The 24,617-nt window shown below is 68.1% G+C and carries 27 protein-coding genes; 23 read left to right on the top strand and 4 right to left on the bottom strand.

Going from position 1 to position 24,617, the window contains the following annotated elements:
- Positions 1 to 2: 2 nt before the first annotated feature.
- Both A5757_RS10820 and A5757_RS10815 read right to left on the bottom strand, forming a co-directional pair.
- Positions 3 to 1,001: an acryloyl-CoA reductase gene (locus A5757_RS10820; RefSeq protein WP_066833133.1), complete on the bottom strand. Its 999-nt coding sequence runs from the start codon at positions 999 to 1,001 to the stop codon at positions 3 to 5.
- A gap of 87 nt (positions 1,002 to 1,088) precedes the next feature.
- On the bottom strand, positions 1,089 to 2,063 hold the full coding sequence (locus A5757_RS10815; protein ID WP_066833132.1) for an esterase family protein: 975 nt from the start codon (positions 2,061 to 2,063) through the stop codon (positions 1,089 to 1,091).
- Between the two features lie 248 nt (positions 2,064 to 2,311).
- On the opposite strand from A5757_RS10815, the gene A5757_RS10810 reads away from it, so the two are divergent.
- Positions 2,312 to 2,878, top strand: coding sequence for a TetR/AcrR family transcriptional regulator (locus A5757_RS10810; protein ID WP_066833131.1), 567 nt, complete (start codon positions 2,312 to 2,314; stop codon positions 2,876 to 2,878).
- A 35-nt stretch (positions 2,879 to 2,913) separates the two neighbouring features.
- On the top strand, positions 2,914 to 4,077 hold the full coding sequence (locus A5757_RS10805; RefSeq protein WP_066833130.1) for an acyl-CoA dehydrogenase family protein: 1,164 nt from the start codon (positions 2,914 to 2,916) through the stop codon (positions 4,075 to 4,077).
- Between the two features lie 75 nt (positions 4,078 to 4,152).
- Here the strand turns inward: A5757_RS10805 and A5757_RS23950 are convergent, their stop codons facing one another.
- Positions 4,153 to 4,656, bottom strand: a complete 504-nt coding sequence (locus tag A5757_RS23950; RefSeq protein WP_304440363.1) for a DapH/DapD/GlmU-related protein — start codon at positions 4,654 to 4,656, stop codon at positions 4,153 to 4,155.
- 127 nt (positions 4,657 to 4,783) lie between these two features.
- Between A5757_RS23950 and A5757_RS10795 the strand changes: the two genes are divergently transcribed.
- The 8 genes from A5757_RS10795 (at position 4,784) to A5757_RS10760 (ending at position 12,454) form a co-directional block, all read left to right on the top strand.
- Positions 4,784 to 5,899, top strand: coding sequence for a homogentisate 1,2-dioxygenase (locus tag A5757_RS10795; RefSeq protein ID WP_066833129.1), 1,116 nt, complete (start codon positions 4,784 to 4,786; stop codon positions 5,897 to 5,899).
- Positions 5,900 to 5,962: 63 nt separating this feature from the next.
- Positions 5,963 to 7,153, top strand: a complete 1,191-nt coding sequence (locus A5757_RS10790; RefSeq protein ID WP_066833128.1) for an alpha/beta hydrolase — start codon at positions 5,963 to 5,965, stop codon at positions 7,151 to 7,153.
- A complete protein-coding gene (locus tag A5757_RS10785; RefSeq protein WP_066833127.1) occupies positions 7,150 to 8,349 on the top strand; it encodes a CaiB/BaiF CoA-transferase family protein in 1,200 nt (399 codons plus the stop codon). Before A5757_RS10790 ends, A5757_RS10785 begins: the two co-directional genes overlap by 4 nt.
- A complete protein-coding gene (locus A5757_RS10780) occupies positions 8,346 to 9,251 on the top strand; it encodes a hydroxymethylglutaryl-CoA lyase (RefSeq protein WP_066833126.1) in 906 nt (301 codons plus the stop codon). Before A5757_RS10785 ends, A5757_RS10780 begins: the two co-directional genes overlap by 4 nt.
- Before the next feature lie 2 nt (positions 9,252 to 9,253).
- Positions 9,254 to 9,871, top strand: a complete 618-nt coding sequence (locus A5757_RS10775) for a TetR/AcrR family transcriptional regulator (protein ID WP_066833125.1) — start codon at positions 9,254 to 9,256, stop codon at positions 9,869 to 9,871.
- A 32-nt stretch (positions 9,872 to 9,903) separates the two neighbouring features.
- Entirely contained in the window at positions 9,904 to 11,142 is a 1,239-nt protein-coding gene (locus A5757_RS10770; RefSeq protein ID WP_066833124.1) for an acyl-CoA dehydrogenase family protein, read from the top strand.
- The gene (locus tag A5757_RS10765) at positions 11,139 to 12,107 is read left to right on the top strand and encodes a phosphotransferase family protein (RefSeq protein ID WP_066833123.1); all 969 of its coding nucleotides are present in this window, start codon (positions 11,139 to 11,141) and stop codon (positions 12,105 to 12,107) included. The genes A5757_RS10770 and A5757_RS10765 overlap by 4 nt, the downstream gene beginning before the upstream one ends.
- Complete coding sequence (locus A5757_RS10760; RefSeq protein ID WP_066833122.1) at positions 12,104 to 12,454, top strand: DUF6285 domain-containing protein; 351 nt, start codon at positions 12,104 to 12,106, stop codon at positions 12,452 to 12,454. Before A5757_RS10765 ends, A5757_RS10760 begins: the two co-directional genes overlap by 4 nt.
- Positions 12,455 to 12,465: 11 nt before the next feature.
- Here the strand turns inward: A5757_RS10760 and A5757_RS10755 are convergent, their stop codons facing one another.
- On the bottom strand, positions 12,466 to 13,113 hold the full coding sequence (locus tag A5757_RS10755) for a class I SAM-dependent methyltransferase (protein WP_066833121.1): 648 nt from the start codon (positions 13,111 to 13,113) through the stop codon (positions 12,466 to 12,468).
- A 53-nt stretch (positions 13,114 to 13,166) separates the two neighbouring features.
- Here A5757_RS10755 and A5757_RS10750 point away from each other — a divergent pair, with 53 nt between their 5' ends.
- The 13 genes from A5757_RS10750 (at position 13,167) to nuoK (ending at position 24,591) form a co-directional block, all read left to right on the top strand.
- Positions 13,167 to 13,568 carry a nuclear transport factor 2 family protein gene (locus A5757_RS10750; RefSeq protein ID WP_066833120.1) on the top strand — a complete coding sequence of 134 codons (402 nt, stop codon included), beginning with the start codon at positions 13,167 to 13,169 and terminating at the stop codon, positions 13,566 to 13,568.
- A gap of 65 nt (positions 13,569 to 13,633) precedes the next feature.
- Entirely contained in the window at positions 13,634 to 14,035 is a 402-nt protein-coding gene (locus tag A5757_RS10745) for a response regulator transcription factor (RefSeq protein WP_066833119.1), read from the top strand.
- A 167-nt stretch (positions 14,036 to 14,202) separates the two neighbouring features.
- A complete protein-coding gene (locus A5757_RS10740; RefSeq protein WP_066833118.1) occupies positions 14,203 to 14,577 on the top strand; it encodes an NADH-quinone oxidoreductase subunit A in 375 nt (124 codons plus the stop codon).
- Complete coding sequence (locus A5757_RS10735) at positions 14,568 to 15,122, top strand: NADH-quinone oxidoreductase subunit B family protein (protein WP_066833111.1); 555 nt, start codon at positions 14,568 to 14,570, stop codon at positions 15,120 to 15,122. The genes A5757_RS10740 and A5757_RS10735 overlap by 10 nt, the downstream gene beginning before the upstream one ends.
- Positions 15,119 to 15,826: an NADH-quinone oxidoreductase subunit C gene (locus A5757_RS10730; protein ID WP_066833110.1), complete on the top strand. Its 708-nt coding sequence runs from the start codon at positions 15,119 to 15,121 to the stop codon at positions 15,824 to 15,826. Before A5757_RS10735 ends, A5757_RS10730 begins: the two co-directional genes overlap by 4 nt.
- On the top strand, positions 15,826 to 17,166 hold the full coding sequence (gene nuoD / locus A5757_RS10725; RefSeq protein ID WP_066833108.1) for an NADH dehydrogenase (quinone) subunit D: 1,341 nt from the start codon (positions 15,826 to 15,828) through the stop codon (positions 17,164 to 17,166). Before A5757_RS10730 ends, nuoD begins: the two co-directional genes overlap by 1 nt.
- A gap of 28 nt (positions 17,167 to 17,194) precedes the next feature.
- Positions 17,195 to 18,061 carry an NADH-quinone oxidoreductase subunit NuoE gene (gene nuoE, locus A5757_RS10720; protein WP_197497312.1) on the top strand — a complete coding sequence of 289 codons (867 nt, stop codon included), beginning with the start codon at positions 17,195 to 17,197 and terminating at the stop codon, positions 18,059 to 18,061.
- Positions 18,058 to 19,377 carry an NADH-quinone oxidoreductase subunit NuoF gene (gene nuoF / locus A5757_RS10715; RefSeq protein WP_066833102.1) on the top strand — a complete coding sequence of 440 codons (1,320 nt, stop codon included), beginning with the start codon at positions 18,058 to 18,060 and terminating at the stop codon, positions 19,375 to 19,377. Before nuoE ends, nuoF begins: the two co-directional genes overlap by 4 nt.
- Positions 19,374 to 21,761, top strand: a complete 2,388-nt coding sequence (locus A5757_RS10710) for an NADH-quinone oxidoreductase subunit G (RefSeq protein WP_066833099.1) — start codon at positions 19,374 to 19,376, stop codon at positions 21,759 to 21,761. Before nuoF ends, A5757_RS10710 begins: the two co-directional genes overlap by 4 nt.
- On the top strand, positions 21,758 to 23,011 hold the full coding sequence (nuoH, locus tag A5757_RS10705) for an NADH-quinone oxidoreductase subunit NuoH (RefSeq protein WP_066833096.1): 1,254 nt from the start codon (positions 21,758 to 21,760) through the stop codon (positions 23,009 to 23,011). Before A5757_RS10710 ends, nuoH begins: the two co-directional genes overlap by 4 nt.
- Positions 23,004 to 23,528, top strand: a complete 525-nt coding sequence (nuoI, locus tag A5757_RS10700) for an NADH-quinone oxidoreductase subunit NuoI (RefSeq protein WP_066833093.1) — start codon at positions 23,004 to 23,006, stop codon at positions 23,526 to 23,528. Before nuoH ends, nuoI begins: the two co-directional genes overlap by 8 nt.
- A gap of 11 nt (positions 23,529 to 23,539) precedes the next feature.
- Positions 23,540 to 24,295 carry an NADH-quinone oxidoreductase subunit J gene (locus tag A5757_RS10695; protein ID WP_066833254.1) on the top strand — a complete coding sequence of 252 codons (756 nt, stop codon included), beginning with the start codon at positions 23,540 to 23,542 and terminating at the stop codon, positions 24,293 to 24,295.
- On the top strand, positions 24,292 to 24,591 hold the full coding sequence (gene nuoK, locus A5757_RS10690) for an NADH-quinone oxidoreductase subunit NuoK (protein WP_066833091.1): 300 nt from the start codon (positions 24,292 to 24,294) through the stop codon (positions 24,589 to 24,591). Before A5757_RS10695 ends, nuoK begins: the two co-directional genes overlap by 4 nt.
- The last annotated feature ends 26 nt before the right edge of the window (positions 24,592 to 24,617 follow it).

Genomic DNA, 24,617 nt, shown 5'->3' with positions numbered 1-24,617 from the left:
CGTCAGAACCCGCCCTGCACCGCGACGCGGGTGCGGCCGGTGACGCCGCCCCCGATGATCCTGCTCAACGTCTTCGGGGCGTCGAGCACGGGCACATCGCGGGTGATGACGTCGAGGTGGACCGGCTTGAGGTCGGCGCCGATCGACGCCCACAGTTCTCGGCGACGCGCGATCGGCAGCTGCACCGAATCGATACCGGCCATCGTGACGCCGCGCAGGATGAACGGCAGCACCGTGGTGGGCAACTGCGGTGAGCGGGCCAGACCCGAGATCGCCGCGACGCCGCCGTAGTTCATGGTGCTCAACGCGTAGGCCAGGGTGTCGCCGCCGACGCTGTCCACCACGGCCGCCCACTTCGAGCTGCCCAGCGGCCGCAGCTTCTCCCCCTCGGCGGGCAGCCGCCCGATCACCTGGTAGGCGCCGATGGCCATCAGGTAGTCGTGGGCCTCGGCCTTACCCGTCGAGGCGATGACCTCGTAGCCGAGGCCGGCGAGGATATCGACGCTGATGCTGCCGACGCCGCCGGTCGCCCCCGTGACCAGGATCGGGCCGTCCTGAGGCCGGATGCCGTTGGCCCGGATCGCGTCGACGCTCATGGCGGCGGTGAAGCCGGCCGTGCCGATCGCCGCGGCCTCGGCCGTCGTCAGGCCGTCGAGTTTGACCACGTATTCGGCCGGGAATCGCGCCCGGTCGGCGTAGCCGCCGTGACGCCCGGTGCCGATGTCGTAGCCGTGGGCCACCACGCGGTCCCCCTCGGCGAAGTCCGGCGACGAACTCGCCACCACGGTGCCGGCCGCGTCGATGCCGGGGATCAACGGATACCCCTGAGCGACACCGCCTTTCGGCGTGACGGCCAGCGCGTCCTTATAGTTGATACCGGAGTACTCCACGGTGATGGTGACGTCACCTTCAGGCAGGAAGGTCTCGTCGACCACTTCGGGGTTCAGGGTGATGGAGCCTTCGGAGTCCTGATGTGCCACGAGAGCGTTGACGGAAGTCATGACGCAGTCATACCGCCTTCCTGGAGACGCGAAACCCCCGCGACGCCACCTCGGCGTGCGGGGGTTCCGCGCTGGAACGGATCCGGCTCAGCCCAGCAGCACGCGCTGCAGGTCCGGCTTCATCTGCTGGAGCTGCTGACCCCAGTAGATCCAGGTGTGCGTACCACCGGCCGGGAAGTTGAACACCCCGTTCTGGCCACCGGCGGCGATGTAGCGCTCCTGGAAGGTGATGTTGGTGCGCAGCGTGAGGCTCTCCAGGAATTCCTGGGGCAGACCCGCCCCGCCCAGCTCACCGGGCTTGCCGCTGCCGCAGTACACCCAGATGCGGGTGCCGTTGGCGACGATCTTGTCGATGTTGACCATCGGATCGTTGCGCAGCCACGCCTCGCTGCCGCCCGGCCCCCACATCGCGTCGGCCTTGTAGCCACCCGCATCGCCCATCGCGAAGCCGACCAGCGTGGGCCACCAGCCCTCGGACAGGTTCAGGAAGCCGGACAGCGAAGCGGCATAGATGAACTGCTGCGGGTGATAGATCGACAGGATCAGCGACGCCGACCCGGCCATCGACAGACCGACGGCCGCACTGCCGGTCGGTTTGACGTCACGGTTGGCCGCCAGCCAGTTCGGCAACTCGGAGGTCAGGAACGTCTCCCACTTGTAGGTCTGGCAGCCGGTGTTACCGCACGCCGGTGCGTACCAGTCGGTGTAGAAGCTGGACTGGCCGCCGACCGGCATGACGATCGACAGACCGGAGTCCAGGTACCACTCGAAGGCCTGCGTCTCGATGTCCCAGCCGTTGAAGTCGTCACGTGCGCGCAGTCCGTCGAGCAGGTAGACCGCGGGTGAGCCCGGTCCGCCGCTCTGGAACTGCACCTTGATGTCGCGCCCCATCCCCGGCGACGGCACCATCAGATACTCGACCGGCAGACCCGGCCGGGAGAACGCGCCGGCGGTGGCCGACACCCCGGTCAGACCGATCAGGCCGGGCAGCATCGCTGCGACGACCGCGGTGATGGTGAGCCGGCGGGCCCAACGGCCCCGGATCTTGTCAACAAAGGTCATAGGTGGGAATCCATCCATCTTCGGTTTGTGTTTGACACGCTCCTACCCCCGCGGACGACCGCCGCACCGCAGCAGTCCCTGCTGCGATATGGCGCCGCCCAACTGATGAGTTCGGCAGGTGAGCGGACCGAGAGAGCTCTTCGTTGTTGCGCTGTCGAGTAAAACACGCCCGTTCAACTGAGAAAACCCCATTTGCGCAGTTGGGACCGGACGCGGGCGGACCGCACTCGGCACTAACCTCGGAGGCCATGCCCCGTCCCCGCTCCGCCGGCCCCGGCCGGTTGTCGGTCGACGACTGGATCCAGCAGGGTTATGCGGTGGTGGCCGAGGAGGGTCTGGCCGCGCTGAAGCTGGACCGGTTGTGCGCGCGACTCGGCGTGACGAAGGGCAGTTTCTACTGGCACTTCGAAGACATGCCCGCGTATCGGGCGGCGCTGGTGGCGACCTGGGACCGGCTCCGCGACGACGACCGTCGTCGCTTCGCTGCGATGGCCGATCTACCGCCCCGGCAGCGGTTGGCGAACATGACCGCCGAATTGATCGGCGCCCGCCACTGGACCATGGAGCGCGCGATGCGGGAGTGGGCGCGCGCCGACGAGGCGGTCGCGGAGCGGCTGAGAACCGCCGACCGCGCGCTGGTGCGCGCGATGCGCCGGGCGCTGGTCGAGGACGGGTTGGACGTCGCGGACGCGGGGTTGCGCGCCGACGCCATCTTCGCCGCCGGGGTGGGGTTCATCCACCTGTCCGCGCAGCCGCCCTCGGGTGCGCAGGCCACCCGTCTCGAGCGGTTCCTCGAGTTGATGCTGCGGCACTGATTTCCATACTAAAAAGTATGGTAACTTCCGGCGGCATGACCGCCTCGGATGCCAGGCACGCCGTTCCGTCCGCCGAATTCGTGGCTGCCCTCGCCGAGCGGGCGCCGGAGGCCGAGGCCCTGCGCCGACTTCCCCAAGGCACCGTCGACGATCTCGTCGCCTCCGGTTTCACCGATCTGCTCGTGCCCGCCCGGTACGGCGGCCGGCAGGCCGACTTCCCCGCGATCCTCGACCCGATCAGAGCGATGGCGCACGGGTGCGCGTCGAGTGCGTGGACCATCGGCTTCTACACGCTGCACAACTGGATGCTGGCGCTGTTCCCTGCGCAGGCACAGGAGGAGGCCTTCGCGGAGCGGCCGTTCCTGGCGCCGGCGCCGCTGGCCCCCACCGGTCGCGGCCGCCCGGAACACGGCGGGGTGCGGCTGAGCGGGCGCTGGTCCTGGGCCACCGGGGTCACGCACGGCAACTGGATCATGGTCGGTGCGCTGTGCGGTCCCGACGACGACATCTACCCCGCCCTGGCGCTCCTGCCGATGTCCGAGGTCGTCGTCGACGACGTATGGCACACCGACGGGATGCGGGCGACGGGATCCAACGACGTGGTCGTCGAGGACGCCTTCGTCCCCGAGCACCGCCTGGTGCGGGTCACCGAGATCTATGGCGGCACCGCCCCGGGCGCCGCGTTGCACGATGCGCCGACATACCGCTGGCCGATGGTTCCGGCGCTGGCGCTGCTGGCGGCGATGCCCGCGCTCGGCAGCGCCGAACGGGTCGCCGAGATCTACGCCGAGCGCCTCGGCGAACGCGTACTTGCCTACGAGGGCGTCCGGCAGAAGGACAAGCCGCTGGCCCAGGCGCGGCTGGGCGAGGCCAACGTACGACTGCGCGCACTGCACGGCCTGCTCGAGCACACCGTCGACGCGGTCGCCTCAGCAGTCTCGGAGGGTCGGGTACCACGCCGGGTGCGCGCGGAGGCGCGGATGGCGGCGGCGCACATCGTGCACGAATCGCGTGCGGTGATCGGGCTGCTGCTCGCCGCGTCGGGCGCGAGCGCCCACTTCGTGACGAGTCCGCTGCAACGGTTCCGTCGCGACGTCGACGTCCTCGCCGGCCACGTCATCTTCGACTACGACACCGGTCGCGAATTGGCCGGCGCCCTGGCGATCGGCGCGACGATCCCGCCGTTCTCGATGGTGTGAGGAGGGGGCCTCGCGAGCCTGCCCGACACGGCGACGCACACGGTTGAGAAGCCGATCGCAGGCGCGGCCCTGCGGTCAGTCGATCGCCTTGATCACCCTTGCAGGCACGCCGGCTACCAGCGTTCGCGCGGGCACGTCGCGGGTGACGACGGCACCGGCGCCGACGACGGCGTCAGCACCCACTGTGACACCCTGCATGATCAGCGCCGACGCCCCGATCCAGACGTTCCGTCCGACTCTGATCGGCGCCGAGGTGATGCCTCGTCGCCGCTCTGCCGGGCCGAGGGGATGCCCCGAGCTGATCAGGCTGACGCTCGGACCGAGCATGACATCGTCTCCGATGTCGATCCCACCGATGTCGTTGAAACGGCAGTTCTGGTTGACGAAAACATTCGTGCCGACCCGGATGTTGATTCCGTGGTCGGAGTAGACCGGCGGGATGAGGTGGAAGGCCTCGTCGACGGTCTGTCCCGTGAGTTCGCGCCAGCCCTCGCGGATGGCATCTTGATCCGCGTACGGAATGGCACTGATCTCGGCGGTCACCCGAATGGCGCGCTGCACCCTCTCCGCGAAATCCACCCTCGATCCTTCCGTCCGAACCGGCAGCCGGATCGAGAATAGTGCCCTTGTGCGCGATCGAATATAAAAGTAACGTCAGTTTCAGTTACCTGCCGCACCACCCGTCGAGACGTCATGGGAGACAACGATGGAATCATTCGTGCACCTGCGTAAAGGCACGACACCGAAGCGGCCGCACGCCGACCTGAATGGGCAGAAGGACGACGAACTCGGCCGCGGCGGCTTCACCGGCCGCACCGCCAATATGTATCGGCGCAACGACCCCACAGCCTTCCGCAGTGCCGGTCCGCTGCGCCCGATCGACGTGCTCGGCGACCAACTCAAGCCGTCCGACGCGACCGACGCCCACGGTGCCCCGCTGCTGATGTTCTCGAACCCCGACTGTCTGGTGCTGCTGTCCCGGCGCACCGAGGAGATGCCGTTCTTCGCGCGCTACATCGACGGCGACCTGCTGTCGTTCGCGCATAAAGGTTCCGGGCTGATCGAGACCGAGTTCGGCCCACTGCGCTACCGCGAGGGCGACTGGATCTACATCCCGAAAGCCTGTACGTGGCGCCAGATTCCCGACACCGAGTCGACCTGGCTGATGATCCAGGCCACCGACGAGTTCCGGGTGCCGCCGCCCGGTGCACTCGGCAGGCACTTCCCGTTCGACCCGTCGCAGGTGGTCATCCCTGACCCCGAACCGATCGACGACGGGATCGGTCCGCAGGTCGACGGCGAGTACGAGGTCCGGCTATACCACGCCCCCGTCGACGGTGTGGGCACGACGTCGCTGTTCTACCAACATCATCCACTCGACGTGGAGGGCTGGCAGGGCGACAACTTTCCGTTCACGTTCAACATCGCCGACTACCACGTCATCACCTCCGACAGCGTGCACCTGCCCGCGACGGCGCATCTGTTCATGCAGGCCACCGGCGTTTACGTGATGAACTTCCTGCCCAAGCCGGCCGAAGGGGTGCCGGGCACCGAGCGCACCCCGTGGTATCACCGCAACGTCGACTACGACGAGATCGCGTTCTTCCATGGCGGCTCGCTCTACGGCATTCCGATGCCGCCCGGGCTCATCTCCCATGCGCCACAAGGGGTTCACCACGGTGCGCCGGAGAAGGCGCGGGAGCGAGCGAGGCGCAAGTTCGACGAGCACACCCGGGTGGATTGGCAGGTGATCGCCGTGGACACCCGCAGGCGGCTGACGCCGTCGCCGGAGATCCTGGCGAACGATCTGGGGCAGCACTGATGAGCGCTCGCGCGAAGAAGAGACAACACTGATGAGCGCTCGCGCGAAGAAGAGACAACACTGATGAGCGCTGCGATCAAATACGACTACGACCGGATTCCGTATCTTGTCGCCTACCAGAACACCTCGGGTGTCCGCGACGTCTACGGCGGCGTCGCGGAACTGGTCGTGCTCGAGAGCCACCTGCTCAAACCGCGCGACAAGCCGTCGGACACCGTGCTGGTCTTCATGCATCCGATCGGCGGCGGCGCCTATCTGCCGATGATGAACGCGCTGGCCAAGGCCGGCCACCACGTCATCTACTGCAACAGCCGGTTCCGCGGCACCGATTCGGCCCTGCTGATGGAGAAGGTGGTCGAGGATCTGGGCGAGGCGATCAAGGACGCCAAGAACCGGCTCGGGTACGAAAAGGTGGTGCTCGCCGGCTGGAGTGGCGGCGGATCGCTGTCGGTGTTCTATCAACAGCAGGCCCAGCACCCGACGGTGACCGCCAGCCCGTCCGGCGACGGTCCGGACCTGACGGCGCTCGGCCTGATTCCGGCCGACGGCATCATGCTGTTGGCCGCCCACATCAGCCGACACGGCACGCTGACCGAGTGGCTCGACGCGTCGATCATCGACGAATCCGACCCGACCAGGCGGGACCCCGAACTCGACCTCTACAACCCCGACAATCCGAACCAGCCGCCCTACACCCCGGAGTTCCTCGAGCGTTACCGCGCCGCTCAGATCGCTCGGAACCGGCGAATCACGGCCTGGGTCAAGGAAAAGTTGGCCAATCTGTCCGAACAGGGCCGTCCTGATGACGAGTTCGCCTTCGTTGTGCACGGCACCATGGCCGACCCACGCTGGCTCGATCCCACCGTCGATCCCAACGAACGCACACCGGGGACCTGCTACCTCGGTGATCCACAGGTGGTCAACAACTCCGCCGTCGGGCTCGCCCGCTTCTGCACGCTGCGCAGCTGGCTGTCGCAGTGGAGCTATGACGACGCCAACGGTGACGCCGTCAAGGCGGGTCCGGACATCGCGGTGCCGGCGCTGGTGATCGGCAACCTGGCCGACGACGCCTGCACGCCGAGTCACACTCGCCGGCTCTTCGAGGCGATCGGCCACTCGGACAAGGAGATGCACGAGATCTCCGGGGCCAACCACTATTACTCCGGACCTGACCAGCGCGAGACGCTGCGGGAGGCGGTCGGCATCTGTACGGATTGGCTGTACCGGCACGGGTTCTCGACGGACGTGGCATGACAGGCGCGCTGGACGGTATCCGGGTCATCGAACTCGGAACGCTGATCTCCGGCCCGTTCGCCGGACGGCTCCTCGGCGACATGGGCGCCGAGGTGCTCAAGATCGAACTGCCCACCGCGCCGGATCCGTTGCGCACCTGGGGGCAGGCCGAACTCCACGGCCACCACTTCTTCTGGACGGTGCACGCCCGCAACAAGAAGGCCATCACGCTCGATCTGCGCACCCCGCGCGGCCGCGACCTGTTCCTCGACCTCGTCGAGCGCACCGACATCATCGTGGAGAACTTTCGGCCGGGCACGCTCGAGAAGTGGGATCTCGGTTACGACGTGCTGCGCGAACGCAATCGGGGCATCATTCTGGTCCGGGTGTCCGGCTACGGGCAGACCGGTCCTGACGCCCACCGCGCCGGCTACGCCTCGGTCGCTGAGGCGTCCAGCGGTCTGCGCCACCTCAACGGGTTCCCCGGCGGTCCACCGCCGCGGCTGGCGCTGTCGCTCGGCGACAGCCTGGCCGGGATGTTCGCCGCCCAGGGCGCGCTCGCCGCGCTCTACCGGCGCACCGTCACCGGCGAGGGCCAGATCGTCGACACGGCGCTCACGGAATCCTGTCTCGCTGTTCAGGAGTCGACGATCCCCGATTACGACGTCGGCGGGGTGGTGCGCGGCCCGTCGGGCACCCGGCTGGAGGGGATCGCGCCGTCCAACATCTACCAGTCCGCCGACGGCAGCTGGGTCGTCATCGCCGCCAACCAGGACACGGTGTTCCGGCGGCTGTGCGCGGCGATGGGTCAGCCGGAACTTGCGACCGACGACCGCTTCGCCACCCACCTCGCCCGCGGCCGCAACCAGGACGAGCTGGACGCGATCATCGGCGCGTGGGCCGCCGAGCGGGCGCCCGGCGACATCATCGAGACGCTGTCGGCGGCCGGGGTGATCTCCGGGCCGATCAACACCGTCGCCGAGGTCGTCGAGGACCCGCAGCTGCGGGCCCGCGGGATGATCGCCGAACACTGGGATGAACGCGTCGAGAGGACGGTCCTGGGACCGGGTGTGGTGCCGGTGCTGTCGGAGTCCCCCGGCGGCATCCGCAACGCGGGATCGGCGCGTCCCGGCCAGCACAACGACGAGGTCTACGGCGAGCTGCTCGGCAAGTCCGCGGCCGAGCTGGAGGAACTGCGCGCCGAGGGGGTGCTGTGACCGAGCTACCGAAGAAGGTGCACATCCGTGAGGTCTCGTTGCGCGACGGGCTGCAGATCGAGGACCCGGTCCCGCTCTCGGCCAAGCTGAGGCTGCTGGAGGCGGTGGTGGCCACCGGCGTGCGCGAGGTCGAGGCGACCGCGTTCGTCTCACCGTCGAAGGTGCCCGCGCTGGCCGACGCGGCCGAGCTCGCCGCCGAACTCCAGCGCTTCGATCACGTCGAATTCTCAGCGCTCGTGGCCAGCCCGAACGGGGCCAAGCGCGCCGTCGCCGCCGGGCTGCGCTCCATCGAGTACGTCGTCTCGGCTGCGGACGGGCACAGCCGCGCCAACGTCGGCCGCGACAGCGCGGCGGCGACCGCGCAGACCCGCGACATCGCCGCCATCGCCCACGACGGCGGCGCCGCCGTGGAGGTCATCGTCGCCACCGCGTGGGACTGCCCGTTCGACGGTCCCACACCACCGCAGCGAGTGCTCGCCATCGTCGATGCCGCCGTCGGATTCGGCGTCGACCGGCTGGCGATCGCCGACACGATCGGGACCGCCACCCCCCGGCGGGTGAGCGACCTCGTCGCGCAGGTGCGTCCCCGCATCGGTGACCTGCCACTGGGCGCGCATTTCCACAACACCCGCGGCGCCGGCCTGGCCAGCGCGTACGCGGCCGTGAGCAGCGGCGTGACCCGGCTCGACGCGTCCGTCGGCGGGCTCGGAGGCTGCCCCTTCGCGCCCGGTGCCAGCGGCAACATCGCCACCGAGGATCTGGTGTATCTGTTGCGCGACAGCGGGATCGACACGGACGTCGACCTCGACGCGGCGATCGCCGCCGCCGGCGTCGCACGCGACGTCGTCGGCCACGAACTACCGAGCGCGCTACTGCGCGCGGGTGACCGGATCATCGGCTGAGCATGGCGCCCGAGTCGTCGACGCTGAGCAGCAAGGGTCGCCAGACCCGGCTGGCGATCGAGCAGGCGGCCCGGAAGCTGTTCGCCGAACGGGGTTTCCACGGCACCACCCTCGCGGAGATCACCTCGGCCGCAGGCAAATCGTCGGCCGCGTTCTACCGGTACTTCGACGACAAGGAGGATCTGCTGGCGGCGCTGGCCGAATCCTTTCTACGGGACGTCGTGGCCCCGTCCAGCGCCGAGATACCACTGCCGGCCTCCGCCGAGGACTCCGAGTTCTTCACCGCGGTGGTGACCGGCTACTGGAACATGTTCAAACAGAACATCGGCATCATGATCGCGGTGTCGCAGCTCGCGGCGTCGCAGCAGCGATTCGCCGACGTGCAGAACGAGTTCCGCCGGTTCGGGATGGACATCGTGGCGGCCTCCGTGCGACAGGCCCAGGAGCAGGGATACGGGACCGGACTGGATCCACAGCACACCGCCGCGGCCATCGCGCTGCTGTTCGAGAACTTCACCTCCGTGGTCGCCGGCAACTCGGCGCTGGGCCTGCAGATCGACGACGCCGCCGCGGTCGCGACGCTGTCGACCATCTGGAAGAGGACGCTGTACGGGTTCTGACCGCACTACGACGCTCGAGGAGAGAGATCACCGTGGATTTCACCCTGCCAGAACACCTTCCGGGTGCGCTCGCCGAGATGGACGCCTTCATCGAGGCCGAGATCAAACCGCTGGAACGCGAACACATCCAGTACTTCGACCGGCGGCGCGAGTACGCACGCACCGATTGGGAGAACGGCGGTATCCCGCAGCGCGCGTGGGAAGAACTGCTCGACGAGATGCGCCGACGTGCCGACCGGGCGGGATGGCTGCGTTACGGTTTGCCGTCGCGGTTCGGCGGCCGCGACGGCGCCAACATCGACATGGCCGTGATCCGGGAACATCTGGCGCACAAGGGTCTCGGCTTGCACAACGACCTGCAGGACGAATCATCGATCGTCGGCAACTTCCCGCAGGTCATCATGATGGACCGGTTCGGCACCGACGCGCAGAAGGCCGAGTGGATCGAGGCGATGCTCACCGGGCAGCGCTCGATGGCGTTCGGTCTGACCGAACCCGCCCACGGTTCGGACGCCACCTGGCTGGAGACCACGGCCCGACGCGACGGTGACGGCTGGGTCATCAACGGCACCAAACGTTGGAACACCGGCGTACACCGCGCCACCCACGACCTGATCTTCGCGCGCACGTCCGGCGAACCCGGTCAGGCCCGCGGCATCACGGCCTTCCTGGTACCCACGGACACACCGGGTTTTGAGGTGCCGTACTACTGGTGGACGTTCAACATGCCCACCGATCACGGCGAGGTCGTGCTGACTGATGTGCGAGTGCCCGACGACGCCGTACTCGGCGAGGTCGACCGTGGACTCGACGTCGGCCAGACGTTCCTGCACGAGAACCGGATCCGGCAGGCTGCCAGCAGCCTGGGCGCCGCGCAGTACTGCATCGACCGCGCCGTGACCTACGCCGGTGAACGGAACGTGTTCGGCAAGCCGCTCGCGGTCAACCAGGCCGTGCAGTGGCCACTGGTCGAGTTGCAGACCGAAGCGCAAATGGTGCGCCTGCTGGTGTACTACGCCGCCACCGAACTGGACCGCAGCCACCACATGGAGGTCTCGGACAAGGTGTCGATGGCCAACTACCGCGCCAACCGGCTGGTGTGCGACGCCGCCGACCGGGCCATGCAGGTCTACGGCGGTATCGGCTACAGCCGGCACGAACCGTTCGAACACATCTACCGCCACCACCGCCGCTACCGGATCACCGAGGGCGCCGAGGAGATCCAGATCCGTCGGGTCGCGCAGCGGCTGTTCGGATTCGGCCGCCGGTGAGGGAACAGCTGGAGACGGTGCTGCGCCCGGTGCTCGGGCCGGTCGCCGTGGAGAACCTGCATCAGCTGACCGGCGGCGCCAGCCGGACCACGTGGGCGTTCGACGCGGTCGGCGGAAATGCCGGCGCCACCCGCACGGCACTCATCCTCCGCACCGGGCCGCCCGAGGAAGCGCATGCGTCGATGGAGCTGGAGGCCCGCGCGCAGCAGCGGGCAGCAGCCGTCGGCGCCCCGGTCCCCCATATCCTGACGGCTGACAATTCGGTTGCAGCGCTGGGCAATCCGTATCTGATCTGCGAGACGATCGCCGGTGAGACGATCGTCCGCCGCATCTACCGCAGTCTCGACGACGCCGGCAGCACCCGGCTGCTGACGCAGTGCGCGCAGGCACTGGCCGCGATCCACCGCGCGGACCCGGTCGGCATCGGGCTCAGCGAATCCGATCAGCTCACCGAGTGGCACGGCCAGCTCGACGGGATGAACGACACCACCGCCACCTTCGAGTGGGCGTTCCGCTGGCTCGCCGCCCACCGTCCGGACCCGTCGCCACGCGTGCTCGTGCACGGCGACTTCCGGATGGGCAATCTGATCGTCGACGATCGAGGCCTGGCCGCCGTCCTGGACTGGGAGCTCGTCCACGTCGGCGAGTTCTACGAGGACCTCGCCTGGTTCTGCATCCGGGCCTGGCGCTTCGGGGCGCCCGAGGCCATGGGTGCCGGTGGGCTCGGCAGCGTCGAAGACTTCCTGCGCGCCTACGAGGCAGCGGCCGGCCGCGCCGTCGACCGGTCGGCCTTCCGGTGGTGGCTCGTCGTGGCGACGCTGCGCTGGGGTGTCATCTGTCGTTATCAGGCGGAGCGGCACCTGAGCGGCCAGCATCCGTCGGTCGAACTCGCCGCGATCGGACGACGGGTCTGTGAGACGGAGTGGGATCTGCTCGACCTCCTGGAGGGAGGGGGTCCACGATGAGCGGACCGGACTGGCTGTACGGCAGGCCCACGGCGGCCGAACTCGTCGCGGCGGTCGCCGATTTCCTCGACGTCGACGTCCGGGGCGCGACGGAGGGTCAGGTGAACTTTCACGCCCGGGTCGCGGCCAACGTGTTGCGCACCGTGGAACGCGAACTCCACGACGCCGCGTCCCCCGACGCCGTCGCGGCGCTGACCTCCCTCGGGTTCGACGACGAGATGCAGCTGGCGGCGGCGATCCGCGCGGGCGAGCTCGACGATCGCGACGCAGAGTTGCTTCCGGCGTTGAGGGCGGTGGTCCGACACCGGCTCGGCGTGGCACATCCGGGCTATGACAGGTCGAAGTGAGCGCGGTGGGCTCAGCTGCGCCGAACGCGGGCCAGCCACGCGGGCTCGTCGATGCGCTCACCGACCGGCAGCCCCAGCGCATCGGCGTGGGCGGGGCCGACCACGCCGGGGTAGGTGGCGGTGTCGACCGCTTCGACCCGCCAGCCCTCGGTGAACGCGGTACGGATATCGGCCTCGCTGACCTGCGGTCCGAATCCGCGTCCGGCGTCGGACAGCGCCAGGATGTGCAGCACGGCGCCGGGACGGCACACCGTGGCCAGGCTGTCGACGTAGCGCCGCCGGTCGACGTCGTCGAAGACGTGGAACAACGCGCTGTCGAGCACTGTGTCGAACCGCGGGCCGCCGTCCAGGCGGGTGGCGTCGGCGACTTCGAAACGGGCGCTCACCCCGCGGGCGGCAGCGTTGCCCCTGGCCAGTTCGACCGCTCGGGCGGAGAAGTCGATGCCCAGCACGTCGTAGCCGAGGCCGGCGAGCAGGATGGTGTGTTCCCCGGCGCCACAACCGGCGTCGAGAACCGCGCCGCCGATGGCGCCGCGGCGTTCGAGTTCGACGATCGCCCGTTGCGGCTCGCCGATCACCCAGGGCGCGGCACCACCGGCGTAGGCATCGTCGAACAGGGTCTTGGGAGGTGTGGATCTGGAAGGCGGGGTCTCAGGCATGTCGGCAGTGTCATCCCTCAACTGGACTTCAGGTCAAGCGGAAAGGAATCCACATGGTCGAGCCGTCGCGTGACACCGTGAACGAGGTGGCCGATCGGCTCTTCGGCGCCATCGAGCGCGGCGACGCCACTGCGGTCGCCGCGATGTGGGCCGACGACGTGCTGGTCTGGCATTCCGGCGACCGGCGGGACAATGAACGGGCCCGGGCGTTGCGCGTGATCGACTGGTTCATCGGCAGCACCGCGCAACGACGCTATGAGATTCTCGACCGTCGCATGTTCGGCGGCGGCTTCGTCCAGCAGCATGTCCTGCACGCCGTGGGCACGAACGGGAACGCCATCGCGTTGCGGGTGTGCATCGTGATCATCGTCGGCGACGACGGCCTGATCACCCGCATCGACGAGTACTTCGACCCCGCCGACATGGCCCCACTGCTGAGCGACACGCCCGAGTAGGACAGCGCAACAGTCATATCGCCGGAGTCCTCCGGCGCGGCGGGCGCAGCCGCTAGCATTCGGGCATGTCAGCTCCGCCCCGTGCGCTGCGGATCCTCGTCTACAGCGACAACCCGCAGACGCGGGAGGCGGTGCGGTTGGCGCTGGGCAGGCGGGTCCACCCGGAGTTGCCCGAGCTCGAGTACCTGGACGTGGCAACCGCACCGATGGTGATCAAACAGCTTGACGCAGGCGGTTTCGATCTGGCGATCCTCGACGGCGAAGCCGCCCCGGCAGGCGGTATGGGTGTGGCGAAACAGGTCAAGGACGAGATCGACGACGCACCGCCGATCCTGGTGCTGACCGGCAGGCCGGACGACGCCTGGCTGGCCACCTGGTCGCGCGCCGAAGCTGCCGTCCCGCACCCGATCGACCCGATCCGCCTCGGGGATGCGGTCGTGCCGCTGCTACGGCTCTCCGCCCAGTAGCAGAACCTGAAACCATCTGTCGCGCTGCGCCATTGACGCATGCGGGGCCGCGCCGCCGCGGCGCGTCACATTGGTGAACGATACTAATCAAAAGTGTGGCGTAGATCGCAAACATGGTTAGGCTGTGTGGCAGCTCACATCGACAGCCCGAGGGAGCGTTGGCCGGTATGGACCTGTACACGCCGATCCTGGTACTCGGCGCCATCGCGGCGGTGTTCGCGGTGGTGTCGGTCGTGATCGCCGGCGTGATCGGGCCGACCCGCTTCAACCGCGCCAAACTCGAGGCCTACGAATGCGGCATCGAACCGCTGTCACCGACGGGGGCCAACGCCCATGCGACCGGTCAGCGGTTCCCGATCAAGTACTACCTGACGGCGATGCTGTTCATCGTCTTCGACATCGAGATCGTGTTCCTCTATCCGTGGGCGGTCGCCTTCGACAGCCTGGGGCTGTTCGCCCTGGTCGAGATGCTGCTGTTCATGCTCACCGTGTTCGTGGCCTACGCCTACGTGTGGCGCCGGGGAGGGCTCAATTGGGACTAGAGGAACGCCTGCCGGGCGGCATCCTGCTGTCGACGGTCGAGAAGGTCGCGGGCTACGTCCGCGCCGGTTCGCTGTGGCCGGCTACGTTCGGGTTGGCCTGCTGCGCGATAGAGATGATGTCCACCGCCGGACCGCGGTTCGACATCTCCCGATTCGGTATGGAGCGCTTCTCGGCGACACCACGCCAGGCTGATCTGATGATCGTCGCCGGCCGCGTGAGCCAGAAGATGGCACCGGTGCTGCGGCAGATCTACGACCAGATGGCCGAACCGAAATGGGTGCTCGCCATGGGGGTGTGCGCCTCCTCGGGCGGCATGTTCAACAACTACGCGATCGTGCAGGGCGTCGATCACGTCGTCCCGGTGGACATCTACCTGCCCGGCTGCCCGCCGCGGCCGGAGATGCTGCTCCACGCAATCATCAAGTTGCACGAGAAGATTCAGCAGATGCCCTTGGGCGTCAACCGCGACGAGGCCGTCCGGGAAGCCGAACAGGCGGCGCTGGCGGTACCGTCCACGATTGAGCTGAAGGGTCTGCTGCGGTGACGGAGGGCAGCGACGTCACCCGCAGCGTCACCGACCCGCGCGCGCACGACCCGGAGATCATCGGCGTGCGCCGAGGGATGTTCGGCACCAGGGGCTCTGGTGACACCTCGGGTTACGGCGGTCTGATCCGACCGGTCGCTCTGCCCGGCGGTTCACCGCGGCCCTACGGCGGCTACTTCGACGCGGTCGTCGACGCCCTGGCCGCCGCACTGGGCCGCGACGGCTACGACGCGTCCGTCGAGCGCGTCGTCGTCTACCGCGACCAACTGACCCTGGAGATCGCCCGGGCCCAGCTACCCACCGTCGCCCAGGCATTGCGCGACGACGCGGCACTGCGATTCGAGCTGTGTCTGGGAGTCAGCGGCGTGCACTATCCCGGCGACGCGGGGCGGGAACTGCACGCGGTCTACCCGCTGATGTCGATCACGCACAACCGACGACTCCAGCTGGAAGTGACTGCACCGGACGAGGATCCGCACATCCCGTCGCTGTTCGCGGTGTATCCGACCACCGACTGGCATGAGCGGGAGACCTACGACTTCTTCGGCATCGTCTTCGACGGCCACCCGTCGCTCACCCGCATCGAGATGCCCGACGACTGGATCGGGCACCCGCAGCGCAAGGACTACCCGCTGGGCGGCATCCCGGTCGAGTACCACGGTGCCCGCATACCGCCGCCCGACGAGCGGAGGGCATACAACTGATGAACGCTCCCCCCAACCCGCCGGTAGCGGGCGGTGACGCGCGCAACGGCACGGAGACCGTGATCGTCGTCGGCGGTGAGGACTGGGAGCAGGTCGTGGCCGCCGCCGAACAGGCACAGGCCGGTGAACGCATCGTCGTCAACATGGGGCCGCAGCACCCCTCCACGCACGGGGTGCTGCGGTTGATCCTCGAGATCGAAGGCGAAACGATCACCGAAGCTCGTTGCGGTATCGGCTATCTACACACGGGCATCGAGAAGAACCTGGAGTACCGGAACTGGACGCAAGGCGTCACCTTCGTCACCCGGATGGACTATCTGTCCCCGTTCTTCAACGAGACCGCCTACTGCCTGGGCGTCGAGAAACTGCTCGGTGTCACCGACGCCATCCCTGAGCGCGCCAACGTGATCCGCGTGATGCTGATGGAGCTCAATCGCATCTCCTCGCACCTGGTCGCGCTGGCGACCGGCGGCATGGAACTCGGGGCGATGAGCGCGATGTTCTACGGCTTCCGGGAACGTGAAGAGATCCTGTCGGTGTTCGAGATGATCACCGGACTGCGGATGAACCACGCGTACATCAGGCCCGGTGGGCTGGCCGCCGACCTCCCCGACGGCGCCGAACAGCGCCTTCGCGAACTGCTCGCGCTGTTGCCCGGCCGACTGCGCGATCTGGAGAATCTGCTCAACGAGAACTACATCTGGAAGGCCCGCACGCAGGGAATCGGCTACCTCGACCTGGCCGGCTGCATGGCTCTCGGCATCACCGGGCCGGTGCTGCGCTCGACCGGACTGCCGCACGATCTGCGCCGAGCGCAACCGTACTGCGGTTACGAGAATTATGAATTCGACGTGATTACCGATGACGGCTGTGATGCCTACGGCCGCTACCTCATCCGGGTCAAGGAGATGCGCGAGTCGCTCAAGATCGTGGAACAGTGTGTGGACCGGCTCGCCCCCGGCCCGGTGATGATCGAGGACAAGAAGTTGGCCTGGCCGGCCGATCTCGAGCTGGGCCCCGACGGTCTGGGTAATTCTCCTGCTCACATCGCCCGCATCATGGGGCATTCGATGGAGGGGCTGATCCATCACTTCAAGCTGGTGACCGAGGGCATCCGGGTGCCGGCCGGGCAGGTGTACACCGCTGTCGAGTCGCCGCGCGGCGAACTGGGGGTGCACATGGTCTCTGACGGCGGGACGCGGCCCTACCGCGTCCACTACCGCGACCCGTCCTTCACGAATTTGCAGGCGGTGGCGGCGATGTGCGAGGGCGGGATGGTCGCCGACGCCATCTCGGCGGTGGCGTCGATCGACCCGGTCATGGGCGGGGTGGATCGCTGATGAGCGCTTGCGCGAAGAAGAAACAATCATGACGGAGACGGTGTTCCTGAACCTCGGCCAGCGCCCGGAGGAGCCCGGCCCGCCGGTCGGCGGACCCACGACCTACCCACCCGACGTCGCGGCCCGCCTGGCCGAGGACGCCGCCCAGATCGTCGCGCGCTATCCGCAAGCCAGGTCGGCGCTGCTGCCGCTGCTGCACCTGGTGCAGGCCGAGGACGGCTGCCTCACGTCGGCCGGAATCGCGTTCTGCGCCAGAAGACTCGGGTTGACCGACGCCGAGGTGACAGCGGTCGCCACGTTCTACTCGATGTACCGGCGCACGCCGACCGGCGACTACCTGGTCGGGGTCTGCACCAACACCCTCTGCGCGATCATGGGCGGCGACGAGATCCTCGACGCCCTGGAAGACCACCTCGGTGTGTCGGCCGGACAGACCACCGACCCCGCCGACGGACAGGCCGCGATCACTCTCGAGCACATCGAATGCAACGCCGCGTGCGACTACGCCCCGGTGGTGATGGTGAACTGGGAATTCTTCGACAACCAGACTCCCTCGTCAGCACGGGATCTCGTCGACTCGCTGCGCGCGGGTACGCCGACCACGCCCACCCGAGGCGCACCGCTGTGCACGTTCCGCGACACCGCGCGCACACTCGCCGGACTGGCCGATCGGCGCACGGCCACCAACCCCGGCGGCACGGGTGACGCGACACTGGCGGGTCTGCGGGTGGCACGGGCCAACGGTATGTCCGCACCCGATCCCGCGCAGACCGAAGGTGAGGGCACACAACCGGATCCGGACCTCACCGAGGCGGCCGACTCCACCAGGGACGAACCCGCGCCCGCTCCCACCGAGGACGTGCCGAACAAACCCGTGAACGGATCGGCGCCGTGACCGCGCTGACCCCGGTGCTCAGCCGATTCTGGGACGAGCCGGAACCGTGGACGCTGCAGACGTATCGGCGCCACGACGGATACCGCGCACTGGAGAAGGCCCTCAGCACAACCCCGGACGACGTCATCGCCACCGTCAAGGATTCGGGCCTGCGCGGTCGCGGTGGGGCAGGATTTCCGACGGGGACGAAGTGGTCGTTCATCCCGCAAGGTGAGGACGGGGCCGGCGCGAAGCCGCACTACCTCGTCGTCAACGCCGACGAGTCCGAACCCGGGACGTGCAAAGACATCCCACTGATGATGACCACACCGCACTTCCTGGTGGAGGGCGCGATCATCGCCGCGTACGCGATCCGCGCCCATCATGCGTTCATCTACGTCCGCGGTGAGGTCGTGCCGGTGCTGCGACGCCTGCAGGCTGCAGTCGCCGAAGCCTACGACGCCGGCTATCTCGGAACCGACATCCTCGGCTCCGGTTTCGACCTCGACCTGATCGTGCACGCCGGCGCCGGGGCCTATATCTGCGGTGAGGAGACGGCGCTGCTGGATTCGCTGGAAGGACGTCGCGGTCAGCCGCGGTTGCGTCCACCGTTTCCCGCCGTCGCCGGTCTGTACGCCTGCCCGACGGTGGTCAACAACGTCGAATCGATCGCGAGTGTGCCGCCGATTCTGCTCAACGGAATCGACTGGTTCCGGTCGATGGGGTCCGAGAAGTCGCCTGGCTTCACGCTGTATTCGCTGTCCGGTCACGTCACCCGCCCGGGGCAGTACGAGGCCCCGCTGGGCATCACGCTGCGCGAACTGCTGGAGTACGCCGGCGGGGTCCGTGCCGGTCACGAGCTGAAATTCTGGACGCCCGGCGGGTCGTCGACGCCGCTGCTGACCGGCGAACACCTCGACGTGCCACTGGATTACGAGGGGATGGCTTCGGTGGGGTCGATGCTCGGCACCAAGGCGCTGCAGATCTTCGACGAGACCACCTGCGTGGTGCGCGCCGTACGCCGGTGGACGCAGTTCTACGCCCACGAATCGTGCGGCAAATGCACCCCCTGCCGCGAAGGAACGTACTGGCTCGCGCAGATCTACGCGCGCCTCGAACGCGGTGACGCCACCGAGGCCGACGTCGGCAATTTGCTCGACATCTCCGACACAATCCTCGGAAAGTCGTTCTGCGCGTTGGGAGACGGTGCCGCCAGTCCGATCATCTCGTCGATCAGATTCTTCCGCGACGAATACCTCGCCCATCTCGGTGACGGGTGTCCGTTCGACCCGCACGCCTCGACCCTGATGGCAGGACAGGAGGTGGGCGCGCCATGACACAAACCGCGCAGCCGGCCGATCAGGCACCGCCGGTCGACATGGTCGACCTCACCATCGACGGCGTCACGGTCAGCGTGCCGAAGGGCACGTTGGTGATCCGGGCCGCCGAACTGATCGGCGTCCAGATCCCCCGCTTCTGTGACCACCCGCTTCTCGACCCGGTCGGGGCGTGCCGGCAATGCCTCGTCGACGTCGAGGGGCAACGTAAACCGATGGCGTCGTGCACCACCTCGGTGACCCAGGACATGGTGGTGCGCACGCAGTTCACCTCCGAAGCGGCCGACAAGGCGCAGCGCGGCGTGATGGAACTCCTGCTGATCAACCATCCGCTGGACTGCCCGGTCTGCGACAAGGGCGGCGAGTGCCCGCTGCAGAACCAGGCGATGTCCAACGGCCGCGCCGAAACCCGGTTCACCGACGTCAAACGCACGTTCCCGAAGCCCATCAACATCAGCGCCCAGGTGCTGCTGGACCGGGAACGCTGCGTGCTGTGCGCCCGGTGCACGCGGTTCTCCCAGCAGATCGCCGGTGACCCGTTCATCGAACTCTTGGAACGGGGTGCGTTGCAACAGGTCGGCATTGCCCCCGGCGAACCGTTCCAGTCGTATTTCTCCGGTAACACCGTGCAGATCTGTCCGGTCGGCGCGCTGACCGGGACGGCGTACCGGTTCCGCGCGCGGCCATTCGACCTGGTGTCCACTCCGAGCGTGTGCGAACACTGTGCGTCGGGGTGCGCGCAGCGCACCGATCATCGCCGCGGAAAGGTGTTGCGCCGCTTGGCCGGCGACGATCCTCAGGTCAACGAGGAGTGGAACTGCGACAAGGGCCGCTGGGCGTTCACTTACCCGACCGTCGGTGACCGCATCACCACACCGCTCGTCCGTGACACCGACGGTGCCCAGCGCGCGGCGTCGTGGTCGGAGGCGCTGGCCGTCGCGGCCGCCGGACTGGCCGCGGCCGATCAGGCAGGAGTCATCGTCGGCGGGCGGTCCACCATCGAAGACGCCTACGCCTACGCGAAGTTCGCGCGGATGGTGCTCGGCACCAACGACGTGGACTTCCGGGTGCGGCCGCACAGCGGCGAGGAAGCCGATTTCCTCACCGCCCACGTGGCGGGCAGGCCGATGCAGGTCACCTATACCGACCTGGAGAACGCGCCCGCGGTGCTGCTGGCGGGCCTCGAACCCGAGGACGAGTCACCGATCGTGTTCCTGCGGCTACGCAAAGCCGTACGAAAACGGGGACTGCAGGTGCTCGCGGTCGCGCCGTTCGCCGGCCGCGGGTTGGCGAAGTTGTCGGGCCGCCTGGTCACCGCCGTCCCGGGCGGTGAGGCCGCCGCCCTCGACGCACTGGCCGACGAGCCGCTCCTGCGCCTGCCCGGCGCGGTCATCCTGGTCGGTGAACGCCTCGCCACCGCTCCGGGCGCCCTGACGTCGGCCGCGCGGCTGGCCGCGGTCACCGGTGCGCGGCTCGCTTGGATCCCGCGGCGCGCCGGCGAACGCGGGGCCCTGGAGTCGGGCGCACTGCCGACCGTGCTGCCCGGCGGCCGCCCGGTCGCTGACGCGTCCGCCCGCGATCAACTGGCCGCCTCGTGGCACGTCGACGAACTGCCCGACACCCCAGGCCGCGACACCGGCGCGATCATCGACGCGGCACGCTCCGGGGCGTTAGGCGCACTGGTCGTCGGCGGTGTCGAGGTGGGCGACCTGCCGGATCCGGACGCCGCGCTCGCCGCTCTGGCGGCCGTACCGTTCGTGGTCAGCCTCGAACTGCGCGAAAGCGACGTCACCCGCGCCGCCGACGTCGTGTTCCCCGTCGCGCCGGTCGCCGAGAAGACGGGGGCGTTCCTCGACTGGGAGGGCAGGTTGCGGCCGTTCGGGAAGGCGTTGCAGAGCAACGCGATACCCGATCTGCGGGTGCTGAACTTCCTGGCCGACGAGATGGGCGTCCACCTCGGCGTGCCGGATGCCCAGACCGCCGGGGAGGAACTCGCCCGGCTGGGGTGGTGGGACGGCGCCCGGCCGCAGTGCGCCCACGAGGCGTCCGCACCGCCGCACGTCGGGCCGGGGCAGGCGGTCCTGGCGGGCTGGCGCATGCTCCTCGACCTCGGGCGGATGCAGGACGGCGAACCGCATCTGGCGGCCACCGCACCGCCCGCCGTCGTCCGGCTGTCCGCCGCAACCGCGGCCGGCATGGGTGCCGCGGCCGGTGAACTCGTCACCGTGAGCACCGACCGCGGGCAGGTGACGCTTCCCCTGACCATCACCGACATGCCCGACGGTGTCGTCTGGCTGCCGCTGAACTCCCCGGGCTCGCAGGTGCACCGCCAACTCGGCGTCAGCACCGGCGGGGTCGTGTCGATCGGGCGGGCAGACCCGTGACCCATCCCGACCCCACCCTGTTCGGCCACGACCCGTGGTGGCTGATCCTCGCGAAGGCCGTCGGCGTATTCGTGTTCCTGCTGCTCACGGTGCTCGCCGCGATCCTGATCGAACGGAAGGTGCTGGGCCGCATGCAGATGCGGTTCGGTCCCAACCGGCTCGGCCCCAAGGGTCTGTTGCAATCCCTGGCCGACGGCATCAAGCTGGCACTCAAGGAGGGCCTCACCCCGGCCGCCGTCGACAAACCCATTTACATACTGGCCCCGGTGATCTCGGTGATCCCTGCGTTCCTGGCGTTCGCGGTGATCCCGATGGGTGGGGAGGTCTCGATCTTCGGGCACCGCACCGCGCTGCAACTGACCGATCTCGCGGTGGCGGTGCTCTACATCCTCGCTGTCACCTCCGTCGGGGTGTACGGCATCGTGCTTGCGGGCTGGGCGTCGGGTTCGACCTATCCGCTGCTGGGCGGCCTGCGATCCAGCGCCCAGGTGGTCTCCTACGAGATCGCGATGGCGCTGTCGTTCGTGACGGTGTTCCTCTATGCGGGCACGATGTCGACGTCGGGAATCGTTGCGGCGCAGAACCGGACCTGGTTCGTGTTCCTGCTGCTGCCCTCGTTCCTGGTCTATGTCGTCTCGATGGTGGGCGAAACCAACCGCGCCCCGTTCGACCTGCCCGAGGCCGAAGGTGAGCTGGTCGGCGGGTTCCACACCGAGTACTCGTCACTGAAATTCGCGATGTTCATGCTCGCCGAGTACGTCAACATGACCACCGTGTCGGCGTTGGCCACCACCATGTTCCTGGGCGGCTGGCATGCCCCGTGGCCGATCAGCCTGTGGGACGGCGCCAACTCCGGGTGGTGGCCCCTGCTGTGGTTCACCGGCAAGGTGTGGGCGTTCATGTTCCTCTACATCTGGTTGCGGGGCACGCTGCCGCGACTGCGTTACGACCAGTTCATGGCGATCGGGTGGAAGCTGCTGATCCCGGTGTCGCTGGCGTGGATCATGATCCTGTCAACCTCGCAGAGCCTGCGCGCCCACGGTTCGGACCTCTGGGCCACTGTGATGGTGGTCGGCGGCACGCTGGTCACGTTGCTGCTCGCCGTGGTGCTCTGGCGCAACCTGCGATTCCGTGATCCCGGGGCAGCCGAGCGCCCACTTCCCGACACCGTTCCCGGCACGGGCACCTTCCCCGTGCCGCCGCTGCCGGATCGCGCCACCACCAAGCCCAGGGAGACCACCGATGCCTAAACTGTGGGACGCCATCGCCGGCTTCGCTGTTACGTTCGGCACGATGTTCAAGAAGCCGATCACCGAGGAGTATCCGGAGAAACCCGGTCCGGTCGCTCCCCGCTATCACGGCCGCCACCAATTGAATCGGTATGACGACGGTCTCGAGAAGTGCATCGGCTGCGAATTGTGCGCCTGGGCCTGTCCGGCCGATGCGATCTACGTCGAGGGCGACGACAACACCGCCGATGAGCGCTACTCGCCCGGCGAACGTTACGGCCGCGTCTACCAGATCAACTACCTGCGCTGTATCGGCTGCGGTCTGTGCATCGAGGCCTGCCCCACGCGCGCGCTGACTATGACCAACGACTACGAGATGGCCGACGACAACCGGGCCGATCTCATCTGGGGGAAGGACAAGCTGCTCGCGCCCCTTCGTGACGGCATGTTGGCCCCGCCCCACGCGATGGCGCCCGGCGCCACCGACGACGACTACTACCTCGGCCGGATCGGACCCGTCACCGAGGACATCAGGTGAACCCGGACATCATGGTGCTCGCCGCAGACACCGCGGGGCGTACCTCCACCAGCGAGGCCGTCGTGTTCTGGATCCTCGGCGGCATCGCGGTGATCGGGGCGCTCGGCGTGGTCTGCGCCCCCAAAGCGGTGTACTCGGCGATCTTCCTCGCCGGCGCCATGATCGCGCTTGCGGTGCTCTATATCGCCCAGGAAGCCCTGTTTCTCGGGGTGGTGCAGGTGGTGGTCTATACCGGCGCGGTGATGATGGTGTTCCTGTTCGTGCTGATGCTCGTCGGCGTCGATTCGTCCGAATCCCTGGTGGAAACGATTCGCGGACAACGCGTTGCGGCCATCGGCATCGGCGTCGGATTCGGTGTGCTGCTGATCGCGGGCATCGGCACCGTGTCGACGGCAGGTTTCGCCGGACTGGCCCAGGCCAACAGCGGCGGCAACGTCGAAGGTCTGGCAACGCTGATCTTCACGCGATACCTGTGGGCGTTCGAGCTGACCGGCGCCCTGCTGATCACCGCGGCGCTCGGCGCCATGGTGCTCGCACACCGGGAGCGTTTCGGACACCGCAAGACCCAGCGGGAGTTGTCGATCGAACGCTTTCAGGACGGAGGTCATGCGACCCCGATGCCCAATCCCGGTGTCTACGCGCGCCACAACGCTGTCGACATGCCCGGGCGGCTGCCGGATGGCAGCGCGGCGAAGCCGTCGGTCAGCACGATCCTGCAGCCCCGCCCGGTCCCCCCTCAGCGCGACGAAAGGGACGGGCACCGGTGAACCCCGACAACTACCTGTATCTGTCCGCGCTGCTGTTCACGATCGGCGCCTCCGGAGTCCTGTTGCGCCGCAACGCCATCGTCATGTTCATGTGCGTGGAACTGATGCTCAACGCCGCCAACCTGGCGTTCGTCGGCTTCTCCCGGATGCACGGGAGTCTCGACGGTCAGGTGGTCGCCTTCTTCACCATGGTGGTGGCGGCGTGCGAAGTGGTGATCGGCCTGGCCATCATCATGACGCTCTACCGGACGCGCCGCTCGGCCTCGGTCGACGACGCCAACCTCCTGAGGCACTGATGAGCGCTTGCGCGAAGAAGAGCGCG

Origin of the sequence: Mycobacterium sp. 852013-51886_SCH5428379 (assembly GCF_001665575.1) — a bacterium.
Classification (GTDB): domain Bacteria; phylum Actinomycetota; class Actinomycetes; order Mycobacteriales; family Mycobacteriaceae; genus Mycobacterium.
Note: the sequence above shows the minus strand (reverse complement) of the source record. Positions and strands in the feature narration are given on the sequence as shown.